Origin of the sequence: Pseudoalteromonas sp. Isolate6 (assembly GCF_022398435.1) — a bacterium.
Taxonomy (GTDB): Bacteria; Pseudomonadota; Gammaproteobacteria; order Enterobacterales; family Alteromonadaceae; genus Pseudoalteromonas; species Pseudoalteromonas galatheae.
This window is the reverse complement of sequence record NZ_JAKEVK010000040.1, coordinates 17,817-30,665: the sequence shown is the minus strand read 5'-3', so window position 1 is coordinate 30,665 and position 12,849 is coordinate 17,817. Positions and strand designations below refer to the sequence as shown.

Annotated in this window: 11 protein-coding genes; 2 read left to right on the top strand and 9 right to left on the bottom strand. The window is 41.3% G+C overall.

The genetic code is table 11. From position 1 onward, the window contains the following. Nucleotides 1-213: 213 nt before the first annotated feature. Both L1D50_RS08255 and L1D50_RS08250 read right to left on the bottom strand, forming a co-directional pair. The gene (locus tag L1D50_RS08255) at nt 214-1,827 is read right to left on the bottom strand and encodes an ATP-binding protein (protein WP_235956555.1); all 1,614 of its coding nucleotides are present in this window, start codon (nt 1,825-1,827) and stop codon (nt 214-216) included. 31 nt (nt 1,828-1,858) lie between these two features. Then, a complete protein-coding gene (locus tag L1D50_RS08250) occupies nt 1,859-2,662 on the bottom strand; it encodes a PhnD/SsuA/transferrin family substrate-binding protein (RefSeq protein ID WP_128726280.1) in 804 nt (267 codons plus the stop codon). A gap of 186 nt (nt 2,663-2,848) precedes the next feature. Between L1D50_RS08250 and L1D50_RS08245 the strand changes: the two genes are divergently transcribed. Then, nucleotides 2,849-3,055, top strand: a complete 207-nt coding sequence (locus L1D50_RS08245; RefSeq protein ID WP_128726279.1) for a hypothetical protein — start codon at nt 2,849-2,851, stop codon at nt 3,053-3,055. 32 nt (nt 3,056-3,087) lie between these two features. Here the strand turns inward: L1D50_RS08245 and L1D50_RS08240 are convergent, their stop codons facing one another. Beyond that, the gene (locus L1D50_RS08240) at nt 3,088-3,957 is read right to left on the bottom strand and encodes a LysR family transcriptional regulator (protein WP_128726278.1); all 870 of its coding nucleotides are present in this window, start codon (nt 3,955-3,957) and stop codon (nt 3,088-3,090) included. 107 nt (nt 3,958-4,064) lie between these two features. Between L1D50_RS08240 and L1D50_RS08235 the strand changes: the two genes are divergently transcribed. After that, the gene (locus L1D50_RS08235) at nt 4,065-4,733 is read left to right on the top strand and encodes an NAD(P)H-dependent oxidoreductase (RefSeq protein WP_138523286.1); all 669 of its coding nucleotides are present in this window, start codon (nt 4,065-4,067) and stop codon (nt 4,731-4,733) included. Between the two features lie 52 nt (nt 4,734-4,785). Here the strand turns inward: L1D50_RS08235 and L1D50_RS08230 are convergent, their stop codons facing one another. From L1D50_RS08230 to L1D50_RS08205, 6 genes are all read right to left on the bottom strand, one after another. Further along, nucleotides 4,786-6,093 (bottom strand): hypothetical protein, encoded by a 1,308-nt coding sequence (locus tag L1D50_RS08230; RefSeq protein ID WP_138523288.1) that lies wholly within the window; start codon nt 6,091-6,093, stop codon nt 4,786-4,788. 334 nt (nt 6,094-6,427) lie between these two features. Continuing rightward, nucleotides 6,428-9,112, bottom strand: a complete 2,685-nt coding sequence (locus L1D50_RS08225) for a DUF349 domain-containing protein (RefSeq protein ID WP_239965857.1) — start codon at nt 9,110-9,112, stop codon at nt 6,428-6,430. Continuing rightward, complete coding sequence (locus L1D50_RS08220; protein ID WP_010371878.1) at nt 9,102-9,383, bottom strand: DUF1315 family protein; 282 nt, start codon at nt 9,381-9,383, stop codon at nt 9,102-9,104. Before L1D50_RS08220 ends, L1D50_RS08225 begins: the two co-directional genes overlap by 11 nt. Before the next feature lie 2 nt (nt 9,384-9,385). After that, nucleotides 9,386-9,712 (bottom strand): hypothetical protein, encoded by a 327-nt coding sequence (locus tag L1D50_RS08215; protein ID WP_138523292.1) that lies wholly within the window; start codon nt 9,710-9,712, stop codon nt 9,386-9,388. Nucleotides 9,713-9,820: 108 nt separating this feature from the next. Beyond that, complete coding sequence (locus tag L1D50_RS08210; RefSeq protein WP_128726273.1) at nt 9,821-11,491, bottom strand: AGCS family amino acid carrier protein; 1,671 nt, start codon at nt 11,489-11,491, stop codon at nt 9,821-9,823. A 148-nt stretch (nt 11,492-11,639) separates the two neighbouring features. Continuing rightward, nucleotides 11,640-12,767 (bottom strand): M14-type cytosolic carboxypeptidase, encoded by a 1,128-nt coding sequence (locus L1D50_RS08205; protein WP_128726272.1) that lies wholly within the window; start codon nt 12,765-12,767, stop codon nt 11,640-11,642. Between the last annotated feature and the right edge of the window lie 82 nt (nt 12,768-12,849).

Below are 12,849 nucleotides of genomic sequence, written 5' to 3'. Positions count from 1 at the left end.
CTCGCGTCCTGCTACCGCTAAGGTACCTATATCCATATAGGCAAGGCAAAAATTTTGCTATTTAGTTGTTCTAAATGAGAAATTTTTAACGAAGCTAATATGCTATTTCACCCTTCAAATTGATTAGAGAATTAATTCAATTGGTATTATATCAAGGTAAAAGACGAAGCTGGCAATTTTCATGTTTGAATGTTAAATAACCTTTACTTGAGCTCAGAGCATGACAGGCAGTGTAATAGTGAAGCAGCTTCCGACACCAACCTCACTTTTCACCAAAAGCTCGCCGCCATGCTCTTTAATTATGTCATAACTTATTGAAAGGCCTAAGCCTGTCCCCTTACCAATAGACTTAGTCGTAAAAAATGGGTCAAATATCTTGTTTTTTATTTCTTCGGGGATCCCTATTCCATCATCTTGTATTTGGATCAATATACACTCATGATCTAGCCTAGTCGATACTCTGATCTCTCCCTCACTTTCCAGTGCCTGAGCCGCATTGATCAGTAAATTCGTGAACACTTGAATTAGTTTCCCTTGATTACCAAGCACTTGAGGGATTTCATTCAACTGTGTGATCACTTTTGCATGATATTTAATTTTACTCTCCACCAGATTTAACGTTGTCTTTATACAGGCATTAATATCGCAAGGTTGCAACTGAACGGTATCTGTCCTTGAAAACTGTTTGAGGTCATTCACAATAGCAGAAACTCTCTGTACCCCCGTCATCGATTCATCAATAAGCTCGTTACAATCACGGTTAATAAAAGTAAAATCTTTATCTTGAACGAACTGATTGAACGCTGTGAGTGTATCAGGTTCAAGTCCGAGCTGAATCGCACGTTTTGCAAGCTCTGCGTAATCACTCTGATAATGACGCATCACGTCGAGGTTGCTCGTGACAAATCCTAGGGGATTATTTATTTCATGGGCTACTCCAGCCGCCAACTGACCTACTGAGGCCATTTTTTCTGAGTGTACGAGCTGCTGTTGAGCTGCTTCAAGCTCTTTATTGGTTGCCTCAAGTTGATGATTTCGTTGATTTAGCTTTTCTGTTCTTTGTGCTACCAGTTCTTCTAAGTTTCTATTTAGCTCAACCAAATCATGTTGATATCGTTCTCGACGCTCATGTTCCTCAGCTAAAGTTTGTGATAACTCATCAAAGGCCAAAGACAGCTCTTGTAACTCATCTTTGCTCTGTATTGGTTTCCATTTGAAATCAAATACGCCATTTTTGACATTACTAGCAATAAATTTTGCTTGGCTTTTCAATATATACAGATTGGTTGTTAAATATATACCGAGAAAATAAGAGAAAATAGCAACTAACGCCATTTCAAACAGCGCGATGGAAACCGTCCAGCGTTTTACCTCTGACATAGCTCGATTTATGGTGCCAATATCTATGCCTATTTGAATGGTGCCAAACAGTGTCCCACCCTCAACAATATCAGCATGAATATCAAAAATACCGTCGGTAACTGTTTCAACTAACGTATCACCTTCAAATGTACGTTCTTTTAAGCGCTCGTTACCTGCAAAAGAAAGAGTTTGGTTTTCACCATCGATGACTTTCACATAGAGAATATCAGGGTTACTTAATAGTTCATTGGTAAAGGCATCTAGAGTCGCTAAATCGTATGACAACACCGCATTCTTTGTCGCGCTCGCAAACAAACTAGCGGTCGTTGTTGCGCGTTTATTCATGGCGTCATTTGCAGACTCCATCATAAAATCAATCACCACAAATATGAGTGCACTCAGCAACACCGCTTCAATAATGGCAGTGCCAATCATAGTTTTAAGTCTTAACGATACTTTTTTCATTCAGTCGTGGCGCTTCTTAATAATCGGTGTACTATTTACCAACCAAGGCTTCTAATTCTAATGCTTTTATGTCTTGCCAATCCTCATTCGACGCCGCCATAATGCCTTTGAAATTAACAGCTTCGAGTAGCCGAATTCCTTCTCCAGTCAGTTCAAGAGAGAGCAACGCGTCAACTAATCTTTGCCTTGCGTCTTCTGGCATTACTTTTTTTACGGCGAATGCATGTGGTGTGTAACCCCTCGTCGTCCAAAGAATGTCGAGTTGCGATTTAATTTTAGGGTCGGCATTGTTGAAAGTGCGCATTACACCGCCCCCTGCCTTGGCAAATCCTCTCGACACATTAAGATAAACGGAATCATGGGATGAAACATATTTTGGCGTAAACTCAATGCCTTGTTTCATCAGCTCCCCACGGGGCAAAATGCTTGCAGCAAATGCAGCGGGAGCCGGAAAAGCAAGCGTTTCTCCTTGCAACTGTGACAAGTCAGTAATACCCGCTCCCTTTTTAACTACGATGATCCCTTTGATCATTTTATCTCTTTGCTTAGCGATAGCTTGATAACCTGCCCGCTCATTAAACACTACAAAGTGGTAGGGGTTCATGTATGCCACATCATATTCTTGTTGTAGCACTCGGGCTTCAAAGGTGGGTATATCTTTAGCGGTCTTAAAAGTGTAGTGATCTCCAGTTTTATCATTGAGATAATCGAGAATAGGCTGCCAATTCTTGGCTAACTTATTTGCAGACTGCTGGGGGACAAAGGCAAATGTATAATCAGCGCTAAAGCACGAAAATGAGAATAACCATATAATAATGAGTAGAGCTTTTATCATTGCCTCGCCACCTAAACGATAAACACTGTTTGAATAAAGACTTAAGCCTAAAGAAAGTATAGAACATATTAAAAAAACAGTTTGTATTTCAATATCGACAAAGAAACAAGTGATTTACAATACCCAACAATTATGAAACGTTAGAGAGGTACCCAATTCAGGGTTACAAGAGTTAAGGAAGATAAAATGAAACTATCAATAAAAAAAACAGCATTAAAATCACTAACGTCAAATAAGCAACTTGCACCAAATATGACACCAAACATCGCTGGAGGTGCTGTTGGACCAGATAGCAGTTACGCACCGACAGAACAAAATGATTGTTTGCCGACAGATACTTTCGCATCCTCTCCGGGTCCCGGACAGCCTTGTAACATTACTGGGATTTGCTAATATCCTTTAAGCAGTAGCAACTGACTAGGTTGCTACTTTGTTATTTCCTCAACTAGTGCTTCAGCCAACCAAGCCGTAAAGCGCTCCATAATTAATGTGCTCTTTCGGTGGGTTGTCTGCCTGACCCAATAACTGTAACCCTCAAAAGCTTTAAATTCTGTCTGCTTATACAACCACCCTTGCGTAACAGCTGTTCTCGCTAATACATCGCTCATTAAAGCCATGCCTTGCCCAGCCACAGCTGCCTGCATGACAAAGTGCTCTTGCTCAAAATAGCGTAACTCATACAAACTTTCATCGATGTGTTCATGGCAAGGAATATTTTTAAGCCCACTTTCATCTCGCCAATGGGTAATAAATAACACCGGTTTACCTTGCCTGGGCGGCTGATAATTTGGGCTTGCGTACATCCCTATCTGCTCTTTGATAAGATGGATTTCATTAGAATTTGATTCAGCGTTGCCATAGCGTAGGGCGATATCAATGTGCTTTTCTTTGTCTAAGTCAATTAGCTGATCACTTGCGCAGATTGTGACCGTTTGATTCGGAAAAGCGCGATTAATGGCAGCCATATTCGGTGCAAGCCAAAGTGCAGCAAACGAATTACAGCATGAAATCAGTAAATCGTTTTTTGGCTCCATAAACTCTATAAACGCATTATCTAATCTATTGAGTGAGTCAATACATACCTTTGCCAGTGCCTCTCCTTGCCTCGTTAATTGCACTGCTCGCGTTTTGCGCTCAAAGAGCTGGACTCTTAATTGTGATTCCAAAGATTTTATCTGATGTGACACTGCCGTGGGCGTGATATTAAGTGCTCGTGCTGCATCTTTAAAGCTCAAGTAATGCGCGGCAACCGCAAAAGTTTTTACATTATTCAAAGACGGTAAGTGTGTAAACATCGCAAACCTATAAGTTAGTTTATCTCATCTATGAATGGATTCTTCTCAGTTGTCACATTGCTCACTTAAGCACAGAATAATGCACATAATACAACTGGAGATAAGCCATGAAAAACATTCTATACATAAGTTGCAGCGTAAGAAAGTACAGTGAGAACGAAACACAACACCAATCAATAAGCAGAATGTTGGGAGAGCAGTTTTTAAATACTTTTAGTCAAACTACACATAAAGTAGAAATCATCCATCGTGATCTTTCCGTAAAACAACCTGCATTTATCGATGAAAAATTTATTGCGGCTGCATTTGCAAAAGGAGCTTTGAGCGAAGAGCAGCATTTAGTACTCGCTGAGTCTGACGAAATTATTAAAGAGGTGGTCAATGCGGATATTATCGTGATCGCAAGTCCTATGTATAACTATGGCATGCCCGCCGTACTAAAGGCTTGGTTTGATCTGGCAATCCGAGTTGATAAAACCTTTAGTTTTGACCTAGCACGAGGTGATAAACCGCTTGAACCAATTTTATCAGGTAAAACACTCGTATTACTGTCATCTTGGGGCGAGTTTGCATTTAAAAAGGGCGAGTCACAATATCATTTGAACCACCTAAGTAGCCATATCGAGCAGCTGGCTCCATATTTAGGTGCTGAGGCGTTTTATGAAATCGCATCTGAGTATCAAGAGTTTGACGACGACAGGCATAAGCGATCTAAAGCGCTTGCAATTGAAGAAATCAACAACCTCGTACATATGCTCAGCAATCAAAATAGCTAAAAGAAATGGCCTACTTAACGATAGACTGTTAAGTAGGCAAAAAAACATAAACTTAATACGCCGTGTCTAAATTCGCGACGACTTGAATAGATACAAAATTATCAAATTTACTATCGCCTCTAAGGCCATTATTCCACTTTTCGTCCAATAATGCTGAAAAAGACTTATTATCAACCGCTTGACCTTCATAGCCATATAAATAGATAGATAACACTTCAAGGTCTACTTGACCTTCAGGCTCGGGGAAGACTTCTCCGAATGACAGATCAGGGATTTCTCCACGGATACCGCCTTCTATGTCCCAATCAAACCTAGTTTCAGCCGCATCATCAACGAGAAAACTAAATCCCCAACGCGCGCGTGCTAAGCGCTCGTCGGTTGAGGAGAAATCATAATTGGTACCTGAACTGTTGGATGCTGCGAGCAAATCATCAAATAGATTAGGCGAAATTTCAGGCAATTGCGTGAGTACATAATTGCCATCACTCCCAACTGAATTTTGCGCACGGATGTAAAAGTTGATGTCGACACTATTGACCGAAGTACTTTCGGTAATATACTGGTTTAAGAAATTAACATCAGTAAGAGTTGGAAAAATATACATAGGATCTGCAGACTGACCGCTAACGGCATTACCGAAAACATATCGCTTTTGACTCTTTAGATAACCTCGAGTAGAGATAAATTCCGCATTAGTCCAAGAAATAGGCTCAATTGCCAAACCATCATAAACAAAGTCGCTGTTACTTAGTTTAATGGTATTACTGTCTGTGGGAACTTCAATAATGGCTGCTTTACCAAGATTAATAAAGGGAGCGGTTGCAGTAATGTATAGCTCAGTTTTATCAGGGCAAATTGTTACCGAGTCACGTAAGAAAGTGCTAGAACCATATCGGATACTAGCATTGGCGTAATCTCCGGTTAACTCAGATTTATCTATATTGTATACTGAACAGCCGCAATTCTCGCTGTAATTCTGGAAGTAAAAGTTTCCGAGGTTTTTTCTCTGTGAGATATCTAATTCTGTATATATCTGTTTAAACTCTTCTAGGTCTCTGTCTTTCACATCACCTATTACAGATAGATGCATCGTGCCTTTAGGCACCTCGCCATTAAACGTACCACTGCTATTTGTTTTTGCAGTACCGACGGGTTTACCATTGGCGTCATGGAAAACGATATCTGTGCTGATACCTGTATCTTTCCCGCACTGGTACTGGTAAGTGTTAAGTGAAATCGTTTGAGTAGCTGGCTTTGTACCTCCGCCAATTTTCCCTGTATCATTCGATGACGAACCGCCACATGCAGACAGAGTTAGTGTTAAAAATGATGATAGTAAAGTGAGCTTATAGTTTTTCATGTAATGTCCATTTTCAGTTCTTACCTAAAATTATCACAAATAAACCCTCTGTGTATCAACAAAAAAATCTCTCTTGTGACAAAATATAACAACTCCTTATCAACGACACTAATTGGTTATCTTGAGGCTGCACAAATTCTACGAAATAGCTGTACTAAATTGGGTAGAGTTACATTAAAACTAATTGCTGTGATACTTTCTGGCAGTTGGTTCAGCTTAATGAAGAAGGGAATTTATGTTCGAAAGAGGAGAGTTTGATTTATGCAGACTAATGGTGGGTGTCCACACAAGCGATTACTTTACGTGGACACCAAAAGGGTTTAATTAAAAGTTATTAGGCATTCAAAACACTAAGTAATCTGTCTTTTGAAGAAGAAAGTTCAGCCTCACTTGCTTCAGCCAAATAACTAATTAAGTAGATCTCAAGGCTACTTTCCTCACCTTGGAGTTTTGCATCAAGCATTGCGACTTGCTCAGACATTCTCTCGCTTTGCAGTGCTTCTGGTGAAGACTGGTTCGTCAAAATCTCAAGCCTCAACAGCAGTTGAGCGGTGTTTAATGAGGTTTTGTTGGTACCTTGCCAAGAACTCGGAATATCACCGCCCGTTTCTACCGCTTCCACCAGCTCATTGAACTTCTCGCGACGCTGTGAAGAAAATAGATCATCTAATTTTGATTTCACTTGTGACAATAAACGATTCTTTTCTTGCTTCAGTCCTGGCACGACAGTAAACGTATTGAGTTCATCACGAATAGCAGCTAGTTCATTTTGAGTTACCGCTTCGATGACTTTGTTGTCGAACTCTGCTAGCAGCTGACGCTGTTCGGCTTCCTGCGACTTCTCCTGTGCTTTTTGCTCGGCATATTGTGCACTACGCTTTTCAAACACGGCATCATTATGGGCACGAAATGCTTTCCACAGGGTATGCTCTTGCTTGGCACCGGCAAAACCAATTTGCTGCCACTGCTTTTGCAACGATTTCAATAAGTCACAAGCTGCAGCCAAATCTTCAGCCTCTAGTTGTTGGCGTGCAGTTTCAACTAGCTTTGCCTTTTCAACGGCATTAGCTTGATGGAAGGCTTTTAGTTTCTCGTAAACTGCTTGATGATGCTCACGATAAATCGAATTCAGCTTTTGATAGATTTTAGCATCCACATTGCCAGCATTTTTCCACGCTTTGGCTAGGCGATTAAATTGTGCTTCAACTTCTCGCCAATCAATACCCTCGTTATCCAAAGTACTAAGCAGTACTTTCACTTCTTCAATTACTGCTTCACGTGCAATTTTTGCCTGCTCACGCTGCACTTCCTGCTCCGCAAAGTAAGCGCGACAAGGTACAAACAATAATTCAATTTTTTCATCAAATTGAGCTGCTTGTGCCTTTTCCTGTTCAGTTTCAACATGACCAAGTTCGTTCCAACGTGTTCTAAGTAGTTTTACTTCCTCAGCACGTTTAACGGGGTCAACCGACTCCTCAGCCAGTTTGATATCAAGCTCCGCAAGCAATTCTTCACGTTTAGGTGTGGCTGCATACTTTTGCCAATCTTTAAGATCTTTTAATGTTTTAGACAAGCTTTCATGCTGACTTTCGAGCTGTTTTTTGTAGCTTGGTGTAAGCAGCTCGAAATGCTCGATAAAACCATTAAAAACACCAAATGCTACGTTAAATCGACCTTGATCAATTAATCGTTGAACATCGCGTGCTTTCTTCTTCGCGATTTTGAGTGCTTTTTCTTGCTCATTTTTAAACGGCTCAACAGCTGTCATAAACACATGGCTTGTGTCTGATAACTCAGCTTTTGCCGATTTATGCAATACCTTAGGCAGTGAATCTAGTGCTTTACGCGCTGCAACATAGCGGTCTTTTTGTTCTTGCATTTGGGTATCGAGCGCTTCTAACGAAGTTGGTACTTCGACTGCCTTCAACTCTGAGAGGGCATTATTGAAGGTTTCACTTGCAGCAATAAGTGCTGGCAAATCGGCAAGATCACGCTCGATATTTTGCAGTTTTCTGGTGAACTCACCAAGTGATTCAACAGCGATATATTGCGGTGCGGCTATCTTACCTTTTAATACTTCACTGCGTTTAACCAGTGCATCGTGCGGAGCTAAGTCTAGTGTTTTACATGCAATTTCAACCGATTTTTCAATGGCTTCAAGTTCAGCAGTTAATTCAGCGACCTCTAGGGCTTCATTTTGCTTTTGCATTAACTCAGCTTGCTGCGCTTGATGTTTAACTTGTAACTCATTGAGGTGGCGGTTTAATTTATCTGCTACTTGTTGATACTTTGCATCTAGTGCAGTTACCGTTTCAGCATCTAACCACTTAAGCTCAATGCTTTGCCACTGCGCAAATAACTGCTGTGCTTGCGCATTCACAGTTTCATAGTTTTGCTTATCTCTTAGCGCGTTTAACTTGGCAAGCACAACTCGCGTTTGCTCAGCAACTTGAGTAGGCATTTCTTTTGCTAATCGCTGCTGCTCCAGTGATCCGTTAAGAGAAGTAAGCGCTTCACCTTTGGCTGCTTTTAGGACACTCTTTTCGAGTGAATGCTGTGCAATCAGTTCCAACATGGCAATCTGAAGAGCTTCATCACCGTCTTTGAACGATTTTTCGATTAACGTGGCGTTCGCAAGGCGCTTAAGCAGTTTAACTTTATTTGCTAAATCGGTTTCAATTAACGCGACTTTCTCAAGTGTCTTAGCTGGCGCATAGCGTTCAATGTATTCTTCACGAATGTTACTCTGCAGCGCGGTGTCTTGGTTAATGACCGCACTCGAAATTTTCTGCTCAGCAAGCTCTTTTAGCTCGCTATCTTGCTTATAAACTTTCCACCAAAGACCAAGGTCATTTACTTTCGTAAGTACTTTTTTTCTGATCTGCGCAGACTCGTCCTCTAGTGCCAACGTGTGTAATAAACTTGCGTCTTTGCTCAAGTCTAACTTGTCCACTGCTTGTGAGCGAACATCAACCTTAGGGTGTTTCCATTTCGGTGTAAAAAGGTGTTTAAAGATCATTTTCACTGAACCTAGCTATTTCGTTGTCGGCTTTGAATTCTTGTTGTAATTCGCGTTTGGATTTTTGCACCATCTCACCTTTTTCGTTGATGGTGAATTGTTCATTAGACTTTGCTACTTTTGCTTGATATAGCATGACTAACTGCACGGTTTGCTCTTTCTGCGCATCGCTTAGCGGCGTACCATCAGGCCACTTTCCAGTTGACGCGCCGTATTGCAAACGCTCGAATACTTCAGGGGTAATATTTTGAACTAAGCTATCTACATTCATTACTACTTTTTCTTTTTCAAAATAACGAGGATGACTCGATTAATTAAGTACCAAACCGCACCAATGCCTATAGCGCTTTTGCTTGCGATCATTTCAAACGAGTTAGGTTCAGGCTGCTGCCAATAGATATATAAGAATCCACCTAGCACTAGGATCAGTGCAATAAACGAATAATTCATTACAGATTGCTGACGTTTTACACGATTTCTAGAGACCGCTCTCTCTCTGTCTTCTTGAGAAAAGTCTGCTAAATTGGTTTCACAATGCGGACAGGACTTATGTTTGGAGGAAATAGATTTACCGCAGCTTGGGCACTGTGCTATTGCCATCGTGTTACTTCTCCATAATACAAAAAAGGGCACCTGTGAGGCGCCCTATTCTACTACCTTTGCGAACTCTTGTCCTTAAATGACAAGATAATTTTAATTAAAATTCGCTCACTGTTTGTGTTCTTTGTTGAAATCTTCCCAGTATTCTTTAACCGAAGATTTCATTTCTTTTCTGAGTAGTAAAATACCAAATAAGTTAGGTAAGGTCATCACTACAATGGCCACTGCCGCTAACTTCCATACCAATGTGGTGTCTGCAAACGACGCCCAGAAGAAACCGGCAACATAAAATACGCGATATGGCATAACCGAGCGGCTACCAAGTAGATAAATCATCGCGCGGTCGCCATAGTATGACCATGCAATTGCAGTAGAAAATGCGAATAACAACAAGCCAATTGAGACGATGTATTTACCATTTTCACCTAAATAACCTCGGGTAAACGCTTTTGTTGTCAGCTCTGCCGAGTGCACTAGAGAGTGCCCAATCAAACTAATACTATTGTCCGTTGGCAAACCGTCTTTCACTTCCACTGTTCCTGTGTACTTGTGACGCTCGGTAATACCAAAACGCACTTGCTCACCAATAGAGCGCGAGTGGATAACGGTAAAGTTTTCTGTAACCGCTTTACCCTGTACGACCTCAATTTCACCATTGAAAGGCTTGACATTGTGCTCTTTTTTACCATTCAAGTAAGCATACAGTGCTTCTCGATCTTGTTGGTTCGACTCCTCATACTTACCGTCTAGAATAACCATAGACGAGCGCTCAAAGTGGGTTTCGAACTTTTCAGTCCACACGCCCGATGACAAAATAACCAATCCCGTCAAGGTACAAATAATGATTGTGTCAATAAATGGTTCAAGAATTGAAACCATACCTTCAGACACTGGTTCATCGGCTTTTGCCGAAGCGTGCGCAATTGGTGCTGAACCTTGACCCGCTTCGTTTGAAAACAGACCTCGGTTAACCCCACGGTTGAATGCATACGCAAAAGAAGCCCCTAAGAAGCCGCCAGCAGCAGCTGAACCTGTAAAGGCATCTTCAAATACAGAAAGGAACGAAGGAACGATATTTTCGATATTATAAAAAATCACCGCAAATGAACCGAGAATGTAAATCGCAGCCATTAATGGCACGACGCGAGAAGTGATAGCAGCAATACGCTTGATACCGCCAAGAATAACGAGCGCAAGTAAAACTGAAAGCACTGCCCCTGTCGCCATCGGGGCAAAACCAAAGGTCGCCTCCATGCCTTGAGCAATGTTATTGATCTGCGGCAAACTACCTGTACCAAAAGAGCTGATTACGGTCGCAATCGCAAATAAAACCGCTAGCCATTTCATGTTTAGGCGGCGATCCATATAGTACATTGGACCACCAGCCATTGTGCCATCATCAGTTTGGACACGATATTTATGAGATAAAGTCACTTCCACAAACTTGGTTGTCATACCAAAAAATGCGGTCATCCACATCCAAAACAATGCCGCAGGTCCACCAATTGAAATTGCCAATGCTACCCCACCAATGTTACCGGTACCAACCGTACCAGAAAGCGCCGTAGCTAGCGCTTGGAAATGGGTTGTATCCCCTTCAAGGCCTTTCTTATCGAATTTTCCAGTCACGACTTTACAAGCGTGTTTGAAATATCGGATCTGTGGAAATTTCAAGTAGATTGTAAAAAATAAACCTACCCCTAACAGTACATACGGGAACCAAGGTGAACCACCTAACATTCCATCTAAGCTATCTAATAAGCTGCCTAACGCATCCACGAATATTCCCCTTTATTGTTGTTATTACACCCTGTTGAGGTGTTCTACCTTATTTTTAATATTAATTTGCTTTAAATATTATTTTGTTGTTCTTTTAAACCCACAAAAATAAACGGGTAATCTAAATGGCGATTACCCGTCTTTATACTTACCTTAAGTCGTCAACAACATTTAAGATTGCAGCTAAGGTATCTTGACCAAACTGATATGAACGTCGGTCTGACCAGCCGAAGTATGGATCCGGCAGATTTGCATTGTCCTTAAACGGCATTTCAACGGTATAGGCCAAAGCTTTGAATGCTTCACCAACAGCACATGATGCTACGGTAAGATTTGCTTCACCCGGTGCATCTTTGTCGTAACCAAATTCATCTTGGAACTCAGGTGTGATAGTTAACAGTGCCGCCTTGAAAGATTCTTCCAAACGCTGTAGACGTTCATCATAACTCGGAATACCTTCACTACCCGCAACGAAGTTGTACGGAAGTGCTTCATCACCATGAATATCGAGGTACATATCCAGCCCAGTTTCATGCATTTTATTTAATACATAATAAACTTCAGGTGAGTTCTCAAGTGTTGGCGTTTGCCATTCACGGTTTAGGTTTACGCCTTTTGCATTTGTACGCAGGTGACCACGAACGCTGCCGTCCGGATTCATATTTGGCACGACATAAAATACCGCTTTCGACAACAGTGCCGCGGCATGTGGATCTTCGTCATCCAATAGTTTGTGAAGTAGACCTTCAACGAACCATTCAGCCATCGTTTCACCCGGATGCTGGCGCGCCGTGATCCAAATCTTTTTCTTCTCATCTGACGGCTCACCAATAGTGAGCAAACTCATATCGCGGCCATCAAGCGTTTGACCTAGCGTCTCTACAACACATGTATCGTGGGCTTGAGCCCAGTAGACTAAGTCTAAATGACGCTCATAACTATAAGGCGCAAAGTAAGCAAAGTAGGTATGAGCACATTCAGGCTCAAAATCGATAGTTAATGTGCCATTCTCGTAACGGGTTGGCACACGGAACCAAGTTTGACGATCATAAGATGCAACCGCGTGATACTCATCCCAACCCTCTGGGTATGCTGAGTTTAGTAGTTGGTTGATATGAATTTTGTGCTCTAAAAAAGGCGTAGACTCAAGTCTAAAGTGAAACCATTGAAAAAAGTCAGACTCATTGTCTTTATTGATTTCTAGCTGAATATCCGCAGGTGATTCTGCTTTTACCACCTTGATATTACCACTATCGAAATTACTCGTAATGCGCATAGGTTTCCCTAAATAAGTTAAAAACTGTTGTGTAAATACACTGTTACCATACTTAGCTTGACGTTCATTAAGAACAATATTA